The organism is Neobacillus sp. S1115 (assembly GCF_055385565.1).
This window is the reverse complement of the sequence record NZ_AP038275.1, coordinates 3,258,819-3,283,847: the sequence shown is the minus strand read 5'-3', so window position 1 is coordinate 3,283,847 and position 25,029 is coordinate 3,258,819. Positions and strand designations below refer to the sequence as shown.

General features: G+C 45.4%; 13 protein-coding genes. 12 read left to right on the top strand and 1 reads right to left on the bottom strand.

Translation table 11 applies throughout. The annotated features are described in order from the left end of the window. The first annotated feature begins 54 nt into the window (after positions 1 to 54). The 10 genes from ACZ5B7_RS15910 to ACZ5B7_RS15865 all read left to right on the top strand — a co-directional run bounded on the left by ACZ5B7_RS15910 (position 55) and on the right by ACZ5B7_RS15865 (position 21,353). Complete coding sequence (locus ACZ5B7_RS15910; protein WP_464490044.1) at positions 55 to 513, top strand: hypothetical protein; 459 nt, start codon at positions 55 to 57, stop codon at positions 511 to 513. 25 nt (positions 514 to 538) lie between these two features. Continuing rightward, positions 539 to 2,095, top strand: a complete 1,557-nt coding sequence (locus tag ACZ5B7_RS15905) for a class I adenylate-forming enzyme family protein (protein ID WP_464490043.1) — start codon at positions 539 to 541, stop codon at positions 2,093 to 2,095. 40 nt (positions 2,096 to 2,135) lie between these two features. Further along, positions 2,136 to 3,692 (top strand): long-chain-fatty-acid--CoA ligase, encoded by a 1,557-nt coding sequence (locus ACZ5B7_RS15900; protein ID WP_464490042.1) that lies wholly within the window; start codon positions 2,136 to 2,138, stop codon positions 3,690 to 3,692. 40 nt (positions 3,693 to 3,732) lie between these two features. Continuing rightward, on the top strand, positions 3,733 to 4,902 hold the full coding sequence (locus ACZ5B7_RS15895; protein WP_464490041.1) for a CaiB/BaiF CoA transferase family protein: 1,170 nt from the start codon (positions 3,733 to 3,735) through the stop codon (positions 4,900 to 4,902). Between the two features lie 192 nt (positions 4,903 to 5,094). Continuing rightward, the gene (locus ACZ5B7_RS15890) at positions 5,095 to 6,267 is read left to right on the top strand and encodes a DUF2515 family protein (RefSeq protein WP_464490040.1); all 1,173 of its coding nucleotides are present in this window, start codon (positions 5,095 to 5,097) and stop codon (positions 6,265 to 6,267) included. A gap of 41 nt (positions 6,268 to 6,308) precedes the next feature. Then, complete coding sequence (locus ACZ5B7_RS15885) at positions 6,309 to 9,803, top strand: DUF6603 domain-containing protein (RefSeq protein ID WP_464490039.1); 3,495 nt, start codon at positions 6,309 to 6,311, stop codon at positions 9,801 to 9,803. Continuing rightward, positions 9,800 to 12,535, top strand: coding sequence for a hypothetical protein (locus ACZ5B7_RS15880; protein ID WP_464490038.1), 2,736 nt, complete (start codon positions 9,800 to 9,802; stop codon positions 12,533 to 12,535). Before ACZ5B7_RS15885 ends, ACZ5B7_RS15880 begins: the two co-directional genes overlap by 4 nt. 112 nt (positions 12,536 to 12,647) lie before the next feature. Then, positions 12,648 to 18,479 carry an FG-GAP repeat domain-containing protein gene (locus tag ACZ5B7_RS15875; RefSeq protein WP_464490037.1) on the top strand — a complete coding sequence of 1,944 codons (5,832 nt, stop codon included), beginning with the start codon at positions 12,648 to 12,650 and terminating at the stop codon, positions 18,477 to 18,479. A 36-nt stretch (positions 18,480 to 18,515) separates the two neighbouring features. Beyond that, positions 18,516 to 20,336, top strand: a complete 1,821-nt coding sequence (locus ACZ5B7_RS15870) for a hypothetical protein (RefSeq protein ID WP_464490036.1) — start codon at positions 18,516 to 18,518, stop codon at positions 20,334 to 20,336. 252 nt (positions 20,337 to 20,588) lie between these two features. Next, on the top strand, positions 20,589 to 21,353 hold the full coding sequence (locus ACZ5B7_RS15865) for an SDR family NAD(P)-dependent oxidoreductase (protein WP_464490035.1): 765 nt from the start codon (positions 20,589 to 20,591) through the stop codon (positions 21,351 to 21,353). Between the two features lie 215 nt (positions 21,354 to 21,568). Here ACZ5B7_RS15865 and ACZ5B7_RS15860 read toward each other — a convergent pair whose 3' ends face one another. Beyond that, entirely contained in the window at positions 21,569 to 22,492 is a 924-nt protein-coding gene (locus tag ACZ5B7_RS15860) for a LysR family transcriptional regulator (RefSeq protein ID WP_464490034.1), read from the bottom strand. Between the two features lie 152 nt (positions 22,493 to 22,644). Between ACZ5B7_RS15860 and ACZ5B7_RS15855 the strand changes: the two genes are divergently transcribed. Next, positions 22,645 to 24,210, top strand: a complete 1,566-nt coding sequence (locus tag ACZ5B7_RS15855; RefSeq protein ID WP_464490033.1) for a class I adenylate-forming enzyme family protein — start codon at positions 22,645 to 22,647, stop codon at positions 24,208 to 24,210. 20 nt (positions 24,211 to 24,230) lie between these two features. Then, positions 24,231 to 25,013: an enoyl-CoA hydratase/isomerase family protein gene (locus ACZ5B7_RS15850; protein ID WP_464490032.1), complete on the top strand. Its 783-nt coding sequence runs from the start codon at positions 24,231 to 24,233 to the stop codon at positions 25,011 to 25,013. The last annotated feature ends 16 nt before the right edge of the window (positions 25,014 to 25,029 follow it).

Sequence of the window (25,029 nt, the reverse complement as noted above, 5' to 3'; positions counted from 1 at the left end):
CACGTTTTTTCATATCAAGGTACTTTTTCTTTACGTAAGGAAAGGAAGGGGCGTATGGCAAAATTCAAAAGCATTTGGAAAAACTTTTTAGCTTATGACATAGAAGAGTTTAGAAAAGACATAACTCATTTTTTTGAAGTTAATAGTGTAAAAGGAAATTGGGAAGAAAATTCAGGATCCTATCTTCTTAGCAATAAAAAGGGGCTAACCTTTATAGCTAATTATTCCACTTCATTTAAATTAAGTCTAATCAAAGCGACGGCGAGTCCGGTAGAGAGATTGTTGATAAATTTTACTGGAAATAGCGATAAATTGGAGAATGTTTGTTTTATCATCATCGAAACAGTAGATAAAGAAGACTTCCGTAAGGTAAAACAATTATTATCTCAATTTTTCAATCAATTAGACAAGAAACCTTGGGATCTAAAAAGTCACCCCATGTTTCAATTTGCCTGGATATTAAGGCTGAATGTAAAAAGGCGCTGGAAAAATTTTTTGATTATAGAAAATTAATGGTTTGATTTTGGAGGGAGATTTGATGTCATTGCGACATGACCAATTGACTGTAGGGGAAATCCCATATTATTTTGCCAGCAAGTTTGATACAAAAGATAAGGTCGCGGTTAAAACGAATGAAGGTTTTGTATTGACATTCACACAACTTAATAATAGAAGTAACCAGGTTGCCAGATTGATGATCGAGGATTTTCAGCTTAAACAAGGGGATACCGTCGTCACCTTTTTAACCAATTGCGGACAATATCCAGAAATCATTTTTGGCTTGGCGAAAGCCGGAATCATTATTGCCCCGGTAAGTTTTCGGTTTGTTTCCAGGGAGCTGAAATACGCGATTGAACATTCGGACACTAAAGCCCTCATTTTATCAGAAGAATTATGGGATATATATCGTGAAATTGAACATGAGGTCCAAATTCCAAAAGATAACATACTAATCATTGGAAACGGGGCAATGGCAAACTACGAATCTAGAATAAAAAAGAAAGATGATAAGAATTTTGACGTTAATGTTCATGAAGATGATCATTTCTGGTTAGGTTTAACGGGCGGTACGACTGGTGCCCCTAAAGCAGCTTTAACAACCCACCGATCAATGATTGAACATTGGCAGAGGGTGGCTATTGAATTCACGATGCTGCCAGACGATTATTTATTAATATCCAGCCCTTTTTATCATGGTCTGGGATTTTTGTTTGGGCTTCAGCTGTTAAGTGTTGGCGGCTCCTTGTACATTACAAATACTTTTAGCCCGAAACTGATTCTTAGCATTATTGAAGAAGAAAAAATTACGGTGACGCCGGTGGTACCGACCATGCTAAGTGAGATTTTAAATGATTCTGATAAAGATAACTATGATGTTTCCTCTTTACGTGTATTGGTCTGTGGGGGAGCCGCTCTATTGACCAAGCTTAAGGAGGATACATTACAGTTTTTTCCTAAATGCGGATTATATACCATGTATAGTTCAACTGAACATGGTTTTTATACCTTGCTCAAACCAAAGGATCAGCTTAGAAAAAATAGGTCCAGCGGATTGCCATTTTACGGGGTAAACATAAAAATTCTTGATGAAAATGGAAATGAAGTGAAACAAGGTGAAGTGGGAGAGGTCTATAAAAAAGGGTTATTGTTAGGAGCGGAGTACTACAAAAATTTAGAGGAAACGAATAAGTGTTACAGAGGGGAATGGGCGTCTTCTGGTGACATGGGCTATCTTGATGAAGAAAGCTTTCTTTATATTGTCGATAGAAAGAAAGACATGATTATTAGTGGTGGAGTAAACATTTATCCCACTGAGATTGAGGAAATCATTTTGACCAACCCGTCCGTCAGGGAAGTTTGTGTGGTTGGGCTTCCGAATGAAAAATGGGGTGAAATCGTCAGCGCCTTTATTGTAGGAAAGGATGGTTCGACATTATCTTCCGAAGATATCCTTCGTCATTGTGACGGGAAAATGGGTAATTACAAAAAACCGAAATATATTAGGTTCATTAATGAACTTCCAAAAAATGCAGCGGGAAAAATCCTGCGCAGAAGTTTAAAGGATATTTACGCAGATCCAAACTTGATAGGATAAGTTTTCGTTCCCGCTCAAAACGACGATTGGAGGAATCCTAATGAATATCGGACAGACGTTACTGGTAACAAGTTCTCGTTACCCTGATAAAACTGCTTTAGTAGATACATTTCAAAATATTAAGCTATCATACAAAAATCTCAATAACAGAGTAAACAGATTAGCAAATGCGTTATTATCATTGGGAATTCAAAAAGGTGATCGAATCTCAATTCTATTGGAAAACTGTTTTCAGTACGTTGAAATCACGTATGCAGCGGCCAAACTTGGCGCTATCATGGTACCGTTAAATTACAGGCTAAACGAAAAAGAGATTAAGTTCATCATTCAGGATTGTACTCCAAAGCTATTTATTGTTGGCAATGAATATCGTGAAATTGGCCAAAATTGTTCACTTGAACAGGAAGAACTAGACTTAATCATGGTGAATGGGGACGACTGTGGCAGCCAGTTTCTACATTATGAGAGATTGATTCAAGTCGCCGCGCCTGATGAACCTCAGGAAAAAATTCAGGAAGAGGATATTTTTGGACTTATGTATACGAGTGGAACTACTGGCATGCCAAAGGGGGTTATTCACACCCATAGAAGTTTAATTGAGATAGCTGTCAGATTTATAATAGAGGCCCGTGTCGAAGAGAAGGATCATACATTAATTGTTTCTCCTCTTTTCCATCTTTCAGGATTTGGGACATTACTGCCATCCATAATTCAAGGTGCCCAAATCATCACCATGAAAAATTATGATCCGGAATTGTTTTTAAAAACCATTAGTGATTACAAAATCACCTTTTCACTGCCCGTCCCCACAATGATTACGAAAGCGCTGGAAGTGAAGGACCTACAGCGGTTCGATTATTCCAGTCTACGCTTGCTTATGTATGGTGGAGCATCCATCCCCACGCAGACATTGACCAAGGCGATGGAAGTTTTTAAATGCGATTTTTTGCAAGGGTATGGATTAACGGAAGGGACGCCTTTATTGATATTAACTCCAGAGGATCATCGGTATGCACTGGAACATCAACCAAAGCTTTTGGAGGCAGCGGGCAGGTCGGTTGTCCTTGGTCAAGTGAAAATTGTCGATGATAATGGAAATGAAGTAGGGCCTGGCCAAATGGGGGAAATTGTTGCTCAAACGCCACAACTGATGAATGGATATTGGAAGAGAGAAGAAGAAACTAATAAGACTTTAAAAGAAGGCTGGCTTTATACTGGAGATATCGGAATAAGGGACAAGGAGCATTATATATATATCATGGATCGGAAAAAAGACATGATTATAAGTGGGGGAGAGAATATATACCCCGCTGAAGTTGAAAAGGTCATTGAAAAACTACCTCAGGTGCTTGAAACCACTGTTATTGGCGTTCCGGATAGTGAATGGGGGGAATCGGTTAAAGCGTTCGTTGTTTTCAAGGAAGGTCAGCAATTGTTAGCTTCCGAAATTATTGAATATTGCAAAAACAATATCGCTAGTTATAAAAAACCATCTTCTATTGAAATCTTGCCCACTTTGCCAAGGAATGCCGGCGGAAAGGTCTTAAAGAATATTTTAAGAGAGCCTTATTGGAAAAATCGAGTAAAACAAGTATAGCGGGCAATTAATTTTACATGAAGAAGAGGTTGGTAGAAACATGCCGTTAAAATCATTACGTATTTTGGATTTAAGTCGACTGTTGCCAGGACCATATTGTTCAATGTTTTTTTCGGATTTTGGAGCTGAAGTGATAAAAGTGGAAGAACCAGATTTGGGAGACTATGTCCGGTGGTTTGAACCCAAAGTGGATGATAATAGCGCCATTTTTCATTCCCTTAACCGTAATAAGAAAGGTATTACATTAAATCTCAAATCTGAAAAAGGGAAGGAACTATTCAAGCAACTGGCAAAAACAGCAGACGTAGTGATTGAATCCTTTCGTCCAGGAGTAATGACTAAACTTGGTTTAGGTTATGAAAATCTTAAAAAGATTAATAAGAAACTAATCTATTGTGCTATTACTGGATATGGCCAGGATGGACCTTATTCTCAAATGGCCGGACATGATATTAATTATTTGAGCTATGCAGGGTTATTGGGTTTGCAAGGGGATTTTAATGGCCCGCCAAAGTTATCATCAGTTCAGATAGCGGATATTGGTGGCGGAGCGCAAATGGCCGTCATCGGCATCTTGATAGCGCTGCAGGCTAGAAACGAAACAGGTGAGGGTCAATTTGTCGATATTTCCATGTCTGACGGAGTCCTATCCTGGATGCAAACTATTTTCCCTGATTATTTCACAAATCGGATGCTTCCAGAACGTGGAAAGCTAATGACTGGTGGAGGAAAGGCTTGTTATTATATCTATGAAACGTCTGACCAACGATATTTGTCCGTAGGTGCCTTGGAAGAAAAATTTTGGAAGGTTTTCTGCCATGTAATAGGGGTTCCGCATTTAATCCCGCGTTTAAATGATAATTTTGAAGGTCAGCAGCAAATGATAGAGGAAATTGGATTAGTCATCAAGAAGAGGCCTTTATCAGAGTGGGTGTCTTTATTCGAAGGAAAGGATGCTTGTGTTTCTCCTGTATTGAATTTAGACGAAGTTTTTGAAGATCCTCAAGTTCAATACCGCCAGATGTTTATTGAGCAAAAACTGAATGCAAAACCAATCAGGAACATTGGTGTGCCAATACGATTATCGAACTCGCCAGGGCGAGTAAAAAATAATGCTCCAGGTATAGGAGAGCATAATGAAGAAGTATTTTTGGAATTAGGATATTCGAAAGAAGAAATTGCAGGTTGGAAAAACCAAGGGATTATATAACGTTTCTTTTTTGAATTTTGAATCACGGGGACGGTTCTTTTGTCTCGTTTTCTAGCAAAAACGAGGCACGAGAACCGTCCCTTTGTCTCTTAAGTTTCCAGAAAATTATAAAAATAGGAATTTATTACCTTTCGATTAATACAAAGGCACTATACAATTTGGATTAAAGAGATAGTAAGGAGGGCGGTACCTATGTCATGGCCTGGTATAGAGAAAGTAAAGGCAAAAATCCTCTCCCAGCGCTTGCTGGGGAACTTTAATAATGTTACCCGGACCTGGTATTACCTCAAGGTTTACGAGAAACATCCGGAACTAGCGTGGTCACTGCTTGCACATTTGGTTTCACGAAATGCCGGGTATCAGATGAGCGACTTGAAGCGTTTTGAGTACTGGAAGACATTCATCAACGGGGCAGCACAGCCACCTATATCAGAGCCGTTTCGGACCATTCTGAAGGAAGCGTTGGATCATCTTAGCACAGTTGAAATCCAATCCATCTTTGCCTTTCTAGAAACAGGCAATTTCCTAATTTATCATGACGTGTGCCCGCAGTTGGAAGCATATGATTGGGCCAAGCAATATCCAGATCATGCGGATGAATTGTTCGATATGCTCATCAGTCCTCCATTTGATTGCGATAAGTTTATAAGGGACAAGTGGATGGAGTTCTATCACAATGCAAAGTCTCAAGGTTGGTACCCTGAGTGGTGGTTTGAGCCTGCAGTTGAAGAGCACAGCTTCGCATTGATTATCAATGAACAAAACCAAATCGAAGACCGGTTGGTCCATGATCCTCATAACCGATATTTGGGCAAATTGGGTGCTGTGATCGGCCCACAGCGCATCATTGAATTGATAGGCAGCCTGGGCCAAACGAAACTCCTTTTCCCTGTTGCAAAATCGCTGTCAGATTCCAGCCCTGACCATCTGCTTATTTATACAGTTGATGACTTCAGTACTCTAGGATCAAGAATTGATACTGGCCGCGATTTGTTTGTTGGGTTGTTTAAGCAGACAGAACTACAACGTAATCTTATCGTGAGTTGGGCAATGTCACACCCTTTACATATGGGTACCCGAACCAATTACAACCCATTAAATTACAGCACTGACTTTTCGGCACTGTGGCCAGGGGGACAGACTTTCAGCCCGCCAGTGATCCAAACCTCTACATCTAGTCATGGATGGCCGCGATTTCCCGGAGCAACATTGCGGTATGCCCACCTGCATCTGAAACCAGTTCCGCTGCCCATTTCTGTAATGGACAGATCTGGTGCTGACGTGCTTCGCTGGCTCAGCACACCATCATCACCGAAGCCGCTTGTATCGACCCCGCTTAGTGAACAAGACGAAATTTTTCTTTAAAAAGGGATGAAGATTCTTAAAACAATATTGGGAGGTTAAACATGACCAACCCTTCATTTTTGCTCTCAATGATGGAAGAGCTGAATTTTGTATTGGATCCGCTACGACAAAGTCTGGAAAGTGCAGAGAGCTTCACACTTCTTCTCGAGAAGCACGGCTGGCAATCCGCCCCTGGTGCATTCCTAATCGAGGATGTACGTGACCTTTTTGCCGTGACACAGGATTTTGAAGATGTCCAATTGCTAATGGATCAGGTGCTGACAGGGGATGCAAACTCTCTTGTGGATATGGCTGAGGGGTTTTTTCATCTTCTTCCCGGAATTGTGTCAAAGGTGCGTGCCCTCACTGATCTGAATGTGCAGGATCTAGCTTTTCCTTTTAATCAATCGGAATTCTGGGAAGAGTTTCCCAGGGAACTTATCGAAGATTTGTTTGTCAGTTACCTACATGACTACCGACCCACTTTGTACGCACCACTCTCCTTGCTGGGAATCATTGAATCGCAAATCATTGATGTAGGCATTATCACTGGACGCATCAACTATACAAAGTCAGTCATCCAGTGGGATCGGCTTCAGCTGGCTCTTACTCGCCCCGCAGAGTTAATCCAAGCGGTTTATGGGTGGGGGACGCCGGTGTTTGACGCGGAGCGATTATTGCTGGGCCTCAAAAGATTCTTGGAGGTTTTGGGTTACCCGGCGGACCTTTATGTCCCCAATCAAGCCTTACTTGATGAGTATTATGATACTTCCAACCCCTACCGATCTGCAGTGAAGGAACTTCGCCTGCCTATACTTGGAGGTGCCGATTTTTCCAAGCAGCTGTTTGAATTTGGGTTTTCTTTCCTCCCGATCACGCCTGAGGGTAACCGGGGAGCAGCGCCTGTCGGTTTGGCTGTGGGGCCTGCTATCAGCGGCACTCTTCCCACTTTTGATTTCGGTGAACTTAGTCTTAGCCTTGTTGGGGGTTTCAGTTCGGATCAGGGGATCCGCCTCGAGGTACGCCCTGATAAGGTAAAGGCACGAGCTTCCGGTACCGGAACGCTTGGTGATGCGGAAGCTGCACTAAAGGTTAATCCGGAAAACCCGATTGTCTTGCTTGGGACGGAACAGTCCCACCGCGTTGAGCTCTCTGACTATACACTCCGCCTCTTAGCAAAAGGTTCTGAAGCGAATGCCGATTTTGCCTTTGAAATCGACGTCAAGAACGTTGATCTGATTATTAATCTTTCTAATGCCGATGGCTTTCTATCCAAAATTTTGGGCAATGATCCGCAAAGATTCAAGTTTGGAGGTTCCTTGATATGGTCTTCAAAATCGGGCCTCACCTTTGGCGGGCGTGCCGGTCTGATCCGGACCCTTCCGGTAAACCGGACGATCGGATTGGTAGAAATCCAGGACTTGCTTTATGGAATCGACGCTACTGAAAAAAGCATTGATCTAATCCTGGCAGTCAGCGGAAAGTTCACGTTGGGTCCGTTCGCGGCGAGCATTGCCGAGGTCGGAGCCAAGTTGTCCATGGTTCCTCTTCATGATGATGAGCCGCCGGGCACTTTCGGCAACCTCGATTTGCGGTTTGATTTTAAACCTCCAACCGGAATCGGACTGAAGATTGATGCCAGCATCGTGGCAGGGGGCGGTTATCTCTATTTTGACCATACAAACGAGCAGTACGCTGGCATCCTTCAGTTGGAAATCAAGGGTGGAATCTCCATTAAGGCGATTGGCCTCCTGACCACCCGTTTACCAGATGCTTCCAAGGGCTTCTCGCTGCTTGTCATCATCGCTGCGGAATTTCCGCCTATTCAGCTTGGATTCGGGTTCACCTTAAACGGACTTGGCGGGCTCTTCGGGGCGAACCGGACGATGTCGGTCGATGTATTAAGGGCAGGAATAAAGAACCGTGCGCTCGATTCCATCATGTTTCCGCGTAATCCGGTGGAAAATGCCCCCAAGATTATCAATGATCTTAAGTCAAGCTTTCCACCTGCACAAGGCCGGTTCGTGTTTGGCCCGATGGCGAAGCTTTCCTGGGGGACACCGCCTGTTCTTACAGCTGAATTGGGTATTCTTCTCGAGCTTCCCAACCCGGTACGGCTGGTGCTGCTGGGTCGGATGAAGCTCGTGCTGCCTCAGGAGGAAGCGGCCGTTGCCAAGCTTCAGATGGATGTCATGGGGGCCATTGATTTCGATAAAGGTGACGTCTCTCTTGATGCCACGCTGTTTGATTCTCGTCTTGCTGCCTTTGTGATCACCGGTGACATGGCGATGCGCTTGAACTTTGGCGCCAGTCCATCGTTTGCGCTCGCGGCAGGAGGGTTTAATCCGCGTTTCCAGCCGCCTCCAGGTTTCCCTAAGCTGAACCGGATGACAATCTCGCTAGCCGATTCGGACAATCCGCGCCTCCGGCTTGAAGCCTACATGGCCGTCACCTCCAACACATATCAAGTCGGTGCCCGGTTGGATTTGTATGCCGAAGAAGACACGTTCGCAGGACGGTTTAGTGTCCAGGCGTATCTTGGCTTTGATGCCCTGATCCAATTTGATCCATTCGGTTTCATCGTCGATATCGGAGGGGCAGCTGCCCTGAAGCGAAATGGTGACAGCCTATTCGCTGTACAGCTGGAAATGACACTTTCAGGGCCAAAGCCCATTCATGCTTTCGGAAAGGCCATGTTCGAATTTCTGGGGAAGCGTGAAATTGCCTTTGATGTAAGAATCGGAGATCCAGAACCGTCTACCGCACTGCCTCCGGTTGACGCGCTTGCCTCTTTGCAAACCGCTTTGGCGGACCAGCGTAATTGGAGCGCCCGGCTTCCAGGCGATGGCCGAATGCTCGTGACATTGAGGGAGATTCTTTCTGGGCAGGAGGTGCTGGTGCACCCGCTTGGTGAATTGTCGGTGAGCCAGAAGGTGGTCCCGCTTGGACTAGAGATTACGAAATTTGGTAATGCCAAACCTGCTGGAGGCAGACAAACCTTTACGATTACCATGATGTCTTTTGGAGATTCCGTCGTTAGCCAGTTCACCACTGTCAAGGACGCGTTTGCGCCGGCTATGTTTTTTGAAATGAGCGACACCGAGAAGCTCTCCAGACCTGCATTCGAGCAGCTTCAGTCCGGAGTACGTGCTCCGCTTCAGGATCTTTCATACGGTACGGCAATGACCGCCGATTTTGAATATGAAACAGCTGTCATCGACAAAACGGAAAAGGTAACCCGGAGTTTGGGGCGCCACACACTGGATCCAGGAACTTTCTCGATTCTCACTGAGCTTGGCTCTGCTGCGAACTCGCCAATGAACCATACCGGTGAGAGACGGTTTGCTGGGCCGTCTCGAAAAATCATGATGAAAGAGCAGATGTACAGTGTAGTCAGCGACGATGATCTGAAAGCCCCAAATGGTTCTTTATTAGCAACGGCGAGCAATATCACATATACCGAGGCAGAGGTTGCACGGATCAAATATAATACGACCAGCTCCAGCCAGAGCAGGCGAGTTCAGGTGGTCGGAAGCCATGAGGTGGTGAAATTATGACAGGATATACCTTTTTGCCATGGATGAGGGAAGGCTTGGCAAGTTCAATCCCCAAAGAAGATTCGTTGACCGGTGCGATGGAAAGCCGCGTGCAGGTGCCTGTCAGCCTGCAGGTAAACTCTACAGTGGCGGCGGAAGTTCAAGTCCTACTTTACGGGCCTGGTGATGTCACCGGATTTGACCCGCGCCAGGTACTGCGGACAGACCCTCCGCATCTTGCGCCAGGTTTTGAATCGAATTATTTTGCGTCGATCGAGTTTGACCGTCCCGATTTTCCCTGGATGTTTACACCGGCTGCCGCCAAAGCCGATCGACTGCGGCCGTGGATTGTCCTGATTGTGCTAAGCAAACAAGAAGCGAAGTTGGAAATGGGAGCTTCTCAATCTCTTCCCATTCTTACGATAAAGTCTCCGTATCAGGAAAAACTGCCGGATTTGGGCGAATCCTGGGCCTGGGCGCATACCCAAGTGAATGGTGAGGCGGCAGGGGATCAAGGGCTGAAGGGCATGTTGAAAGGAGATCCGAAGCTGAACCTTTCGCGACTCATCTGCCCGCGTTATCTGCTTCCGAGTACGTCCTATATCGCTTGCGTCGTTCCTGCGTTTGACATTGGAGTGAAAGCGGGACTAGGCGAGCAGGTAGATGAAAACGGCAGCCTTCTGCCGGCGTGGGATGTAAAAAACACTTCAGATACAACTGACCTAAGGCTTCCTGTCTACTATCATTGGGAGTTTGCGACTGGAGAATCCGGTGATTTTGAGTCCCTTGTATGGGCACTTGAGCCGCGCCGGATGGACCCCGATTTGGTTGGGGTAAGACCGATAAATGTCACTGGTCCTGGCTACAATCTTCCTTCCTGTAATGTTCCAGGTCTGGAGGGGGCGCTCCGTGTTTCTGAAGGAACCTCCCCTGGCTTGAATGGTGTACCTGAGAATTTTAGAGGAGCCCTAAAAGATTTGCTGAACAAGCCACAAACACTGACGACCATATCAGACTTGAGCGATTCCGTAATCGTTCCGCCAATTTACGGCAGGTGGCATGCAGCAAAGAAGTCTATCGATTCTACCTCTAGGCCATGGCTGGAACAGCTGAATTTGGATCCGAGATTTCGTGTTACCGCAGGTGTAGGTACCAAGATTGTTCAGGAAAAGCAGGATCAGCTAATGGCTTCAGCCTGGGAACAGATAGGCGAGATAGACCGAGCCAACCAAGCCCTCCGCCAGGCACAGCTTGGCCGTTCGGTCGGCACAGCCATTCTTAAAAGCCACTTGAACAATCTGCCCGCAGAATCGCTGTTCCAGATAACCGGAGCTGTTCATTCGCGGCTTCTTTGGGAGGAGCAAACGATCCTGGCCAAAGAACGGGGGACTACACTTACTGAGGTCCCTGCTTCCGCCGCATTCCGCAGGATTACCCGTCCGAACGGGCCTGTCGCCCGACGGGTAAACGGTGGAGGGAGTAGTCAGAAGCTAGACCTGATTAAGGGAATAAACTCGCTTAAATATAGGCTGAAGCAGCCGCTCAAGAGCCTTCGCGGCGCTGCAGTGCTAGAAGGTATTACCGACAGTCTCGGGGTAAGGCGAAGATTAGAACAGGCCAATAAAGAGGCAATGAGTAAATTGGATGCAAAAAAGACATTAGAAGGGTTTAAGGATGCTGCCATTATCACTCAAGAAGCCATCCTCCGTACAGTGGACCCGCTCCTGAGGGACCCGAAGGATCCGCCAAGATTGCCGATTGAAGAAGGCAAGAAAATTTTATTGGATAGGCTTGACCCAGAGAAGACGGTCACGAATCGGATGCAGGCGTGTATCGTCAATCCGGACCCAATGTGGCGGCCCGAGGATCCCCTCGAGCCGATCATGGCAGCGCCCGAATTTCCTGCTCCGATGTACCGAGCGTTGGCAGATGACTCACAGGACTGGCTTTTACCGGGGCTCGAGCATGTGCCCCCTAATACCCTGACTCTCTTGGAAACAAATCCTCGGTTTATCGAAGCTTTTATGGTTGGACTTAACCATGAGATGAGCCGTGAATTGCTTTGGCGGAGATATCCAACCGATCAGCGCGGTACCTATTTCCGTCAGTTCTGGGATGCAAGAGGGCGCATCCCGCGTCAAGCTTCCACGAAGGATATCCCGCTAATTCACGAGTGGGGCAAGGCGCTCGGTGACCATATGTCAAATACGACGGTCCAGGAGCAAATGGTGCTCTTGATAAGGGGGGATCTGCTTCGCCGTTATCCGAACGCCACCATTTATGCAATCAAAGGGGAGTGGATACCTGTTAACGGAAAAAAGGTACGCCAGCCGAAGTCATCTCCGTTGGTGGATGAACAAAAGTTTCCCCAATTCTCAGGTAAATTGGAACCGGATATTACTTTTCTGGGCTTTGATTTGTCTGCGAGCACAGCCCGAGGAAATGATACAACGGATCCCGGGTGGTTCTTTATCCTGCAGCAGCAGCCGACCGAGCCGCGGTTCGGTTTGGATGTGTCTCAGTCATCAACCGGAATGCCGTTGACATGGCGGGATTTATCCTGGAATGACGTCCATCTATCAGAAGGGCGTTATGTCCAGCTTTCAGGCGGATTGAAGGCTAGTTTTCAAAAGCCAGGAACGCCTGCAAACATTGAATGGAGCTCAGCTTCAAACTCTGCAGCACTGGCTTATATTACACTGCAGCGTCCATTTCGAATTGCGGTACATGCAAGTGACTTACTGCCAATTTAGAAGTACAGAATATTGCCGGGAGGAATCTGACTGTTGATTATTTCCTTTGAGACATAACAGCGGGACGCTGTAAAAATCAACCTATTCCAATGATGTATCACAGGAGGACTTTATGCCGAATAGTGAATTAACAGCCTTACGAGAAGAATTGCTTCTCGCACGAAAATCTGCGGGTGCCGCGGCAGAAGATGCAGTAAAGCTTAAGGAGCAAGTCAAGCTTGCGGAAAAGGAAGCTGCTGTGGCAAAAAAGGACGCTCAGGATAAGCAGTTCCGTCTCGATGATTTGAAAAAACAAACAAGTTTACTGCCTTCCTTGCAAACCCGCTTTCAAGCAGAGCAGGCGGAGTCAGATCGATTGGCTACAGCTGTTAAAGCTGCAAACGCAGAGCTGGCCAATAGAAGGGCGGCGGTCAACAGATTGCCCCCCATTTTTCGCCAACAAATGCTACTGCAGCTTATGGAACTGGAAAGAAAACTGAAGGAACTAGAGGCACAGGCTGCAGCGGCAGCCCAGAGAGCGGCGATTACCAAGAGGCAAATAGATGCGCTCTCGCTGCTTTTGAGGCAGATCCCTGTTGCAGAAGCAGAGGTTGAGGCAGCCCGATTGGCAGAAGCTTCAACTGCACAAAAGCTTAAACAACTCCAGCTCCAGCTTGCTGATGCAGAGGGACGCATTGCAGCTGAGAAGGCTGTCATCCAGCGCTATCATGACAAGTTGGATCAATTGCTGCGGCAATTAAAAACAGATCTGCCAATAGCATTGTTTCCTGTACGGATTGAGACACGATTTGTCACCACCGTAGACGGCACGGATTTGCTCGTCCGTATCTACCCGGATGATATCGGTCAGGACAGCCTTCGCCGCGAATTGACACAAATTGAAATAAACTGGGGTCAAGCGTTTTGGCAAAAGGCAGACGAAGCCGAGAGCGAGGAAGACACAAAGAAAGCATGGTCCGAACTTGCTCAGCGATTTGGAGTTGAGCGGGCGGCTTGGATTAAAGAGAAAACTAGACCAGACGGAAACGGTCCCGGTGAACCGGCATCCTCTGCCTGGGGAAGTGCTGCCAAAGCTGCTTTGTTGCCCGACCGATGGACAGTATTCTTGTACAAGGGAGAAGAGAAAGCGATGGTTGCACAAAGCAGTCCCATTATCGATACCATTGCCACTTCTCCATCCCCGGAATCTAACATGCAGCTTGGAAATAGCGGACTATTTCTGGACGAAGGCATTTTGTGGATGGCAGACTTTGAGCAAGCCGTAAAGATTGGCATGGCGCTGCGTATTCGCCTGAGACCGGAGCTGCTATCAGGAATTGACCGGCTCATAGTGTTGGGTGTTAAGGTTTCTTTGAATGAGAAGGAATCTGCGATCGGTTTGGTAGATCTGATGGATGCCCATCATTACACACACGGTATGGGATTCATTCCGACTGGCACCCCGACGAATAATACGGAAGAGGTTCAGTCTGGTTATGGCGAGCAGGACACCGGACATTGGAATAGTTTTGCGGCGGAATTCAACGCCTCGCTAGTGCCGAAGGCAAATGGTTCGTTAGCGGCTTCCGCTTTTGGCATTCCGGCCGCGACATTTCAGCATGTGCCTCATGCAAACGGGTCGGATCAGAAAGACGCAAAAATCATCAATCATGTGCTGTGGCCGGCTACTTGGGGATATTTTCTGTTCCAGATGATGGATGGAATTGAAATGGAAAATGAACTTGAACAGTGGAGATCCTGGTTTGCCGATTACGTCAGGGCGCGCGGGCCGCTCCCTGCACTCCGAGTAGGGAATCAACCTTATGGACTGCTTCCTGTCACCTCACTCGATCGGTACAGGCCATTATTTGAGCCGGATCTCCTTATGGTTCAAGTGCCTGAGGGGCAGTTGCAGCTATTGTATAGGATCGGATGGAATGTGACGCTGGACCGCGGCGTCAGTCACTGGTCAGATCAGTATAAGATTCCAGTTAATCTGTCTTCCAATTTTCCTCGAACGACCCTTAACAGCATTGTTAGGCCTGTATTGGCACTTACGGCAGCCGATGTGACGGGGAACGGTCTATCCGATCTTATTCTATATGCTTCTGTTCAAACAATTCTAGGACGTACTGAAGCTTATCAGATTGGCTGGCAGGTCAATGAACAGGGGATTGTCAAAAGTTGGAGCAATGCTCTGACAGTGCCGAACGGTCCAGCAGGGGACGTGGTTGCCACTGCCGTAGTATGTGCCGATCTAAATGGAACAGGCCGGCCTGATTTGTTTATCTTGCGGGTAACAGTTTCAAGAGGAATAAGGAGTGCATCATACTGTATTGGCTGGGAAATGGATCAAAGCGGGAAGCCAGCCAGTTGGAGTAACGTGATGCCAATTAAGATACCAATCAAAAGCAATAGCGTTCACATTGCTGCTGCTATCGGTGACCTTGACCAAAATGGTCGGCCGGAGCTGATTATCGTTACCGCTCCGGCCGATGGAAGCGGGCCAGCCGAATGCCTAATCGGTTGGGATTTAACGGTGAATGGGGTAGTTTCTCGTTGGACGAATCAGCAGATCATTCCAGATTGGCCTGCCGGGCAGGTACATGGTCTCAACCTCAACGTCAATAATGGCGGAGACATACCGGAAGTGACGGTCGCTTATTTGGCAGAATCAGATGGGGGCACTGTTGCTTATTTGCATCTTTTAAGCGGGTTTGACAGGGTTAATGGTTCCATAAAGGAATGGGGCCTTCATAGTCTGCCTAACGTGCCGGTCGACCAAAAAGGGGGCAGTCTTGCTTTAGCCCTTGTTGATCTTGGCAGGAGCAGCCGGGTTCATCTTGGAACAGCGAGCGGACGTGTAAACCTTCTGAGTGCACTAAGGAGCATCTGGCGGGGCGCGCTGCCTAACGTGCCATACTATGGACGTACCACAACCGGCAATAAGGATCTGGTCGAGATGCTCGGTATGGACGGTGTTTCTGAGAGTTATATTGTCCGTCCGGTTATGGGTCCTCTCTATACAAAAGAGCTCTGGAATTTTATGCAAAGGCCTCTTGATGATATCTGGTGGAAGAACCAGTTGACAACTGCCGAGGCGGGGTTAAATCTGGTTGGACTAGAGGGCATTCCGAGGCTCGTGGAAATGGTAATCGAAAACGAGGCAGCACAGCTGCAAGCAGCCCTAGTACAAGAAGGGATCCCGGGGGAAGGCGGGGTTCATCCCAATTATATCGCCGAAATAGCCGAACTCGATCCATTGACACTAAATAATTCTAAGCCTCATCGTACCTTGTTATATCTACTATTAAAGCATTCGATGCTTTGGGAGTATGCGTTCGCTGCAATAAGAGCTGGCTTCGTCAAAAAGGAGCAGATGAAGGAACCAGAGCTGATCGACATCCCTGAACGGACCACGATGACTCCGCTTCGCTGGCTTCAAAAACCGGCACCGCCTGAACCGGGCATAAAGATAGCGGACTATTTGCACAAGCTTAGCTACCAAGACCCTGCTCATCAAGATATTGCTGCCATTGTCGAGCAGCGGAAGAAACTTCAATATTTGGCAGTGCAGTCTGTAGATGTGTTGGAAGAGCTTTTGAAGGAAAGTCTCGATCTCAGTTCGCATAGGTTGGATGCCTGGATAACAGCTTGTGCATCTGAACGTCTTAGCGTGCTTCGCAGGAAAAAGCCTCAGGGCATCTATACTGGTGGTTACGGCTGGGTTGAGAACTTGCGCCCATCGCAGGGTACGGCCAGCAATGGCTTTATTCATGCTCCATCGCCGGCACATGCTGTCACAGCGGCCATCCTGCGCAGCGGTTATCTTGCCCACTCTGGCACAGGAAATGGAGATCTGCTGGCAGTAGATCTTTCTTCCGAGCGAGTTCGGCTAGCACTATGGCTTCTTGATGGCATCCGTCAAGGACAGCCAATGGGAGCACTTCTTGGCTACCGCTTTGAACGTGGATTGGAGGAGCGTTCACCAGGCCAGCTGAATAAATACATTAAGGTCTTGCGTGATCTTGCTCCTTTGACAGCTAATAAACTGATTCCCAAAACCGGGGATGTGGAGGTTACTGCTGCAACCAGTGTTGTGGACGGTCTTGCGCTGCTGCGGCGCTGGCAAAAGGGAATGGAAAACGGAAATTGGGGCATGGACACCCTTCCATTTGATGTTCCAGGAACAATCCTGCCCGCCCGCGGAACTTCCGATCATGCTGCGCTGGAGGAAGAGATTAAAAAAATCGCTGATTTAGTAGACGCTTTAAGTGATCTAGCTTTAGCAGAGAGCGTTTACCAAACTGTTCAAGGAAACCCTACTCGTGCCGCTGCCAGCCTTGAGGGGCTATCGAGAGGGGAGCTGCTGCCGCCTGAGCCGGAGGTGGTCCAAAGTGCACGCAGCGGGATTGGTGTTACGCATCGGGTAATGGTGATGTTGGGCGACGTCCATACAGACGATAAGTATCTTCAATGTTGGGATTTTGATGAGGATAGACAGATGCGCGCGAAAGCCGAGCCGGCTTTGAATGCCTGGGCGGCCAGATTATTTGGCGACCCGTCCCAGGTGATTTGCAGGGTACTATTTGAGGATCCAAAAACCGGTACATTTGAGGAAGCTATCATTACGTTGAAACAGTTGCGTTTGTCGCCGCTAGATGTTCTATATACCGCCATTCCTCAGAGGCCTGAACCGGTTTTCGGGTCTCAAGAATACAGAGCCTCTGCATCTGAGATTGAACAACGGACTCTGCTATTGGCAGAACAAATGCGTCCAGGCAGGCTTGTGACGTTATTGCTTGACCGTGACGGCAGTTGGGGAGCAGATAAACTCAGTTTCCCTGAGCTCTTCGAGATAGTTCGTTCAGCACGTACCGTTATTACCGCGGCCCGTGAACTAGAACATAGCGATTTGCTTGAACCTCGTGAAGCGGTTCGTGCAGATGTTGATCTAGCCAATGAAATTGATTTAGCCGATTTAAAGAAAAGAGCGGACCAATCTGTCACCGAATTACAGAATCGCGTGCAGCTGTTGGGAGATTTGACCACGGGTCATCCGCTATTAGTGGATTTGTATCAAGCGCTCATTCAGCTTTCCTATTGCATAGGGGAGGCAGTTCCTATATCTGCAGGTGGAACAGTTGATGAAAAGAGAAATCAGCTTCAACAGCAAGCAACATGGCTCGTAAATGACCTGTCCCAACTGGTCGATCAGTTGACAAACCTGGAGGCTGAATTCGACCGCAATAAGGCCTCGAGGGCCGAAAAGGTAGATCATGACCGGAAGCGGCTGCAAGCCATTTTTGGCGCAGACTTTCGCGTTCTTCCAAAATTAAAGCCGAAAAACACTGCCCTTCTCAAAAAATCATTCGATGACAAATTGGGGATTCAAGAGGTAACCCCATGGTTTCAACGAATCGCCAAGGTACGCAAGGAAGTTGGAAATCTGGAGATGTTGCTGCTTTATGCGGAAGCTGCTAGTGGCGGCAGGGCAGGAATCTCCTTCGATGTAGCTCAGTTACCTTATCAGCCTGGTGATAAATGGGTCGGAGAAAAGAGTGCCCAGGGTGAAAAACTTGGCGGGCAATTGTCCCTTGTCGCTCATCGCCCTGGTGGATTTAACAGAAACGATTGGGTATCAGGTTTGGTGATTGACGAGATAGTTGAAGTGTTTCCTAATAAAATGGAAACAACGGCGGTCGCCTTCCACTATGATGCTCCAGGTGCGGTTGCACCCCAGGCCGTCCTGCTTGCAGTGGCACCGGACGTGAATCGTCATTGGGATGAAAATACGCTCGAAGCCATTCTGCTAGAAACACTTGAGCTTAGCAAGCTGCGGGCTGTAGATTCAACTGCCTTGGGTGATTTAGGACAATATCTGCCGGCACTTTACTTTGCATTTAACTCCGCGAACGAGACGATTGGCATGAATCTGTATGATCTTTCTAAAGAAAAGTCTTGATTTTTTACAAAAATAAGGAAGTGAAAGGAGAATAAGATGCCTTCAATTACAACTTGGACCCGTCTCGAACCGCGTACCCGTAGTGAAGCTATACAGTCAAGTTTGCAGGCCAGAGTTTACGACCCTTTATGGATGCTGGCCCGCCAGTGGCAGTTTGGCGAATTTCAAGGTGAGGATAACGGCTCACCGGTGGCTGTTCAGTTGCAGGCCGAGCAAAGCCAGTTAAGCATGTTTTCTCCAGGAAGACCGCAACGGCTTCCCATTAAAACTGATGGACTGCCTTACGATAGTACGCTGCTGCCACTGGAGACAATGGTGGAGCGAGAGAACATTTCCGCCCCATCCTCTGATAGCTTCCGAAATCAGGTTGAATCAGGACTTCATTTTTTACGTTTGCTTGGCGATACACTGGGTATGAAATACCGAACGAAGTATCTCGATGCATATCCTATCAATCCCTTGACCCCAGAACAGCGGCAGGGAATGGATGCGGACAGCATCCGCTATCATGATGTGTTCACAAGGCGTACGATCAACGGCAGCAGGTTATACACAGATATGAAAAAAGGAATGGATACCAGTACGGGAATCCTGAAGAAGCTTCCTGCTCAGCCGCTTATCGAACCAGCAGACCAACCACAGGTGATAAAACTGGCGACAGAATGGCTTTCTTGGTATGAATCTATAGTCAGCCTGCCAGATCCATCCCAGCCTGCTGATACGTGGAAAGAGGAGAGAATGGAGTACGACTTTGCCACTGCAGCAGCGGTTTCCGCTTCACCAGGGGTTCCGAACGGCCAGCTTGTTATTGTAGCACCGGAATACCAGGGAGGACGCCTTGACTGGTATTCATTCTCCGTTGATCATCAAGCATACTTGTCCGTCCCAGGATGGTCACCATCTGTCAAAACGATCAATAAGTCAGTTCTGCCTACTCAGGTAAGCTTCCCTGGTATGCCGTCTTCCCGTTGGTGGGAATTCGAGAATGCCAATGTTAATATTGGCGCGATTGACAATCCGCCTGATGATCTCGTGCGGATGCTCATGATGGAGTTCATGTTGGTTTATAGTAACGATTTCTTTTTGATCCCGATGGATTTAGACGTTGGCTCCATTTGTCAGATTTCCTCTGTTAGAGTTTGGAATACGTTCGGTGAAGAGGTACTGATCGACCCGGTCAGCAAAACCGAATCTGCTGAGAAGCCCTGGCGCATGTTCCAGCTCTCGCAGGATACTCGCAGCAATTTGTCGGTTCCTAATGACTCTCTTAATCTATTCTTCCTACCTCCAGTGATTGGACCAAGCCTTGAGGGTTCCCCGTTGGAAGAGGTGCATCTGTTAAGGGATGAGACTGCTAACATGGCATGGGGAGTCGAGATGGTCGTTGAAAGTCCTGCAGGTCTGCCGCTTAATCGCCACGAGGATTACCAGGACGTGCTCCGCCGGAAGGAGATGCAAAAGGAGATCAAGTCTTCTGTTGTGACTGCAACTCGTTCCGGTCCGTTGGAGTATCGGGTAAGCACGGTTGTACCAGATCATTGGGTGCCATTCGTTCCAGTTCGGCCGCCAGGATCTGCTGAGGAAGCCAGAACGATTGGGCTTAAGCGCGGTACAGTCCTACATCCCGAAAATGGCCAATTAATCCAGCCAATCGGTAAGATACTTGCTGCGGATCCGCTGATCATCAAGGAGGAAGAGGTTCCACGAGAAGGAATCAAGGTAAGCAGGGCATACCAATATGTCCGATGGATAAACGGCGATCCCTACCTTTGGATTGGACGCCGCAAAACCATTGGGCATGGAGAAGGAGGAATCGGTCTTAGGTTTGATGTGGCAGAGCCAGGGGAACAGTTCTAATGGCTTCGTGTTAGGTCAGGCGGAAGGTTCTGAAGGCTTTTAGAAACGGCGGAAACCTAAATTTTTTTCAAAGTAGTAAAAAATCAAAAAAGGATATTATCATAGCCTTATGTAAAAGGGTTTCTATAACATGCGTCGAATAAAGAATAACATTAATAATAAATCTATGCAGGAACAAACCAGATTTAAAGAATCATTATTTAGAATTAGATTTTACTAGATTAATAAAAAAATCGGAAGTAGGAAATTTACATGTTATTTGATTTAACTGGAAAAGTAAGTATTGTTACAGGGGCTAGTAAAGGGATTGGTAAAAGCATAGCTGTAGGTTTAGCTGAAGCTGGCAGCCACATTGTTCTGTGCAGCCGCACAAAAGTTGAGTTGGATGAAGTTGCGAAAGAAATTGAACAAAAAGGAGTTGAGGCCTTAGTTATTCCGTGTGATGTTTCAAATCCTAATGACATTCAAAATGTAGTAGATGAGGCGGTTAAAAAATTTCATCAAATTGACGTTCTCATAAACAATGCTGGAATAACTGTGAAAAGGCCGGCAGAGGAATACGACCTAAATGATTGGAATAAGGTTATTGGTGTTAATTTAACGGGTGTATTTTTATTCGCCCAGGCAGTCGGCCGTCAAATGATTAAGCAAAAGAAAGGAACCATCATAAATGTTTCCTCCGTTGGAGGGGAAACAGCGCTTACCGGGTCAATAGCTTATTGTGCTAGTAAGGGCGGCGTGAATATGCTGACCAAAGTATTGGCGGTTGAATGGGCTCCTCATGGCATAAGGGTAAATGGGATTGCACCTGCATATATTGAAACCCCTTTGGTAAAGGCCATTAAGGATCAACGAAATGAGTTTGCCCAAAAGGTGGAGGCAAGAACACCACTAAATCGATTAGGATTGCCTGATGAATTAATAGGTTCGGCTATTTTCTTAGCCTCTGATGCTTCATCTTATATTACAGGTGAAACCTTAAAAGCTGACGGAGGTTGGACAGCTTTAGGACTATAATGCATATAGCAAAAGTACACGCCAGGGGACGGTTCTCCTGGCTTTTTTATGCTAGCAGAACCGTCCTCTTGGCTACGCCTGAATACCTTACCGATGACGGGTTTTTATGAATTTGTTAGAATTGTTAAACTATACAATAAATATAGTGTGTCCCTTTAAAAACAGTAGTTTTATTGATATGTCCCCTAGTTAATCCTAAATTGAATACCTCCAAGTTATCCCTGCTGATAGTCAAACTCCACATTTAAATTAGAATTGTTCTTGAACATTTCATCAAATACATCAAGAAAAGTGGTTACTAATGGCGAGTCCTCATTCTTTCTCCATATCAAAGAAAGGTCCATTTTTGCATTGTCATCTAAAATAGGTCTAAAAACAATGCCAGAGTTCCCATATTCGAGTGTTAAATTGGTAACAAGCGATAATCCCATCCCTGTTGAGATAAGGGTTAGAATGGTGAAAATGCCTTCTGCTTCCTGCACAACCTTAGGGCTAAACCCGGCACGATTGCAAATCGAAATGATTGTATCATAATAGCCCGGTTCGTTTTTTCGATGAGCCATGATGAAGGGTTCACTTTCCAATTCTTTCAGACTTAATGGTGATGTATCCCTTGCAAGGGGATGAGTTGAAGGTATGGCCACTACAAATGGTGCATAGCCGACTAATCTTGAATTCAATGTACTGCTTTCAATTGGCGGACAAACAAAACCGAGTTTTATCTTATTTTCGTTTAAAGAGCGAATCTGATTGGCAGAAGACAAATGTTGTAAAACTACCTCAACTTTTGGATATCTTGAACGATAGGTACGAATCAATTGTAATAGTAACTTACTTAGGATTCCTGTGTATCCGATATATAATTGACCTTTTTCACCTTGATATATTTTTCGAACATCCATACTGGTTTTTTCAATTTTATTTAAGATTTCATAAGCTTGTTCTAAAAAATACTTTCCAGCAGGTGTTAATTCAGTATGGCGTTTTGTCCGTTTAAATAATTCAACCTCTAATTCTTTCTCTAATTGTGCAATTTGCTGACTAAGGGGCGGTTGGCTTATATTTAGACGTTGAGCAGCTCTGCCAAAATGAAGTTCTTCTGCGACGGCAATAAAATAATGTAAATGTCTTAACTCCATAAAATCCTCTTTTATTTTCAGAATAATATTTTTTAAATATTAAAACGATTATAACATGTATTAGACCAGTAACTATGTAAAATGGTACCCTTTTACTAAGAATTAAATATTATTCAAATTTTCAAACAATTAAATAAAGGGGGAGGAGTAAATTGGATTTTTCCATTCAAACTGTAAACGATTTATTAAACAATTTGTTTTTAAATCATGCTGATAGAAAAGCGGTACATTTTCATTCACAATCACTCACCTATCGTGAACTACATAATCAAGCCAATAGAGTCGCTCATGGATTGATTAGGTGCGGAGTTAAAAATAACACAAGAGTGGCGCTGCTACTATCTAACACGCCAGAATATCTCGTAAGTGAATTAGGAATCTTTTTTGCTGGAGGAACAAAGGTCCCACTTAACAATATGCTCAGAGAGAATGATATTCTTTATATTTTAAACGACTCGGATTCGGAAGTTCTCATCGTTGAGGAACAATTCTTTCCAATAATCAAGAATATTCAATTGGAATTACCTAACCTTAAAACGATCATAGGAGTTGGCAGTAAGGAAAAATTACCAGATCAATTTATCTCATGGGAATCCTTTCAAGAAAAAGAATCGGAAGCTTTGTTGGAGATTTCAACAAAACCTACTGATCTATCATTAATCCTCTATACCGGTGGTACCACAGGAAAGCCAAAAGGAGTAGTGCACACACATCAGGGAACAGTTCTTACTTTTCTATCCATCATTCTTGAAACAAATATGAGAGAGGATGAAAAAATCCTATTGACCACACCACTTCCTCACGCTGCAGGACTTTATTTGTACGCTGGTTTGGTGAAAGGGGCTCAAATTTATATTGAAAGTAAATTTGATACGGAAAACGTCCTTCAACATATTGAAAAAAATAAGATTACGTTTCTAAGTGCTGTTCCAACAACACTCTATCGGTTATTTGATTTTATGGAAGACAAGGAAATTGACGTTAGTTCCATTCGAACCATTCAATATGGGACTGCACCAATAACTGCCGCCCGATTGAGGCAAGGGTTGGAGATGTTCGGCCAGGTATTTCTTCAAATTTATGGACTAACTGAAACTCAAAGTGCTGCAACTTGGCTGAAAAAGTATGACCATCGCATCGACGGCGAAGATGCAAAAATATTACAAAGCTGCGGTAAATCAACGATCTTGAGCAGAATTAAAATTGTCGATGAAAATGGGCTTGAAGTAAGTCGTGGTGTTGAAGGTGAAATCGTTGTGAAAGCGCTGACAAATATGATTGGATATCACAAATTACCTGAGAAAACAGCTGAAACATTGAAGGATGGCTGGCTGCACACAGGAGACGTTGGAGTTATGGATGAAAAGGGCTACCTTTATCTATTGGATCGGAAAAAAGATATGATCATCAGCGGTGGCATGAATGTATATTCTTCAGAGGTAGAAAATGTCATTCAAAAGCACCCAGATGTCCGTCAGGTAGCTGTTATTGGAGTTCCAGATCAGGATTGGGGAGAAGCGGTTACTGCCTTTATTATCCCTAAAAACAACAAATTTAATGTTGAAAATATAATGCAATATTGCAAAACTAATCTTTCAAAATATAAGGTGCCAAAGTCTATTCAAATTGTAGAGGAATTCCCTTTAACAAATTACGGTAAAGTTGATAAAAAAGTGTTACGTGAACCATACTGGGAATTGGCTGATAGAAGAATTTAAATTTGAAGGGGTTGGATGAATTGAAAGACTATCAAACTATATCGGTAGATTGGAGAAAACCAGTTCTAAAGGTTACTTTCAATCGACCTGATAAAGCGAATGCTATGAATAAACAAATGAACGAAGAACTTGACGACATCATTACCGAGGTTCGCAAAGATACAGATTATAAATTTATCGTATTCACTGGCAATGGTAAGACATTTTCGGCTGGTGCCGATATGAATGAGGTTTTACAAGGAATTGAGAGTAATTCTTTTAGCTCTTCCTTTATAAGGGAAGATCAAATCACAAGACATGAGTTTTTAAGAAAGTTTGATGCACTCGATCAAATTACCATTGCGGCGATAAATGGTCCCATGTATGGCGCTGGTCTAGCTCTTGCCATGGTCTGTGATTTTCGGATTATGGCAGACAATGCAACAGCCTGTCTACCTGAGGTTGAACGCGGATTATTCTTCTCTGGTGGAGGGACACCTCGATTAGTCAATCTGATCGGACCTGCAAAGGCGAAGGAATTTATTATGTTATGTGAGGCAATCGATGCATCCGAAGCTTTAAAAATTGGATTAGTAAATAAAGTAGTTCCCTTACAAGAATTAACGGCTGCAACGGAAGAATTAATAGGCAAGTTGAGCAGAAGTCCATTTTCACCGATTAGATTAACAAAGAAAATCGTGAATGCAGCAACCCCAAGATTTGAAAATCTTCTCTTTTATGAGCCGGAACTTCAAGAACAAATGATGCTATTTGGGGAAGCTCGAGAAGAAATAGATAAATTTGTTTCTAGTAAAAGAAAATAAGTAGATTTTTAATGAT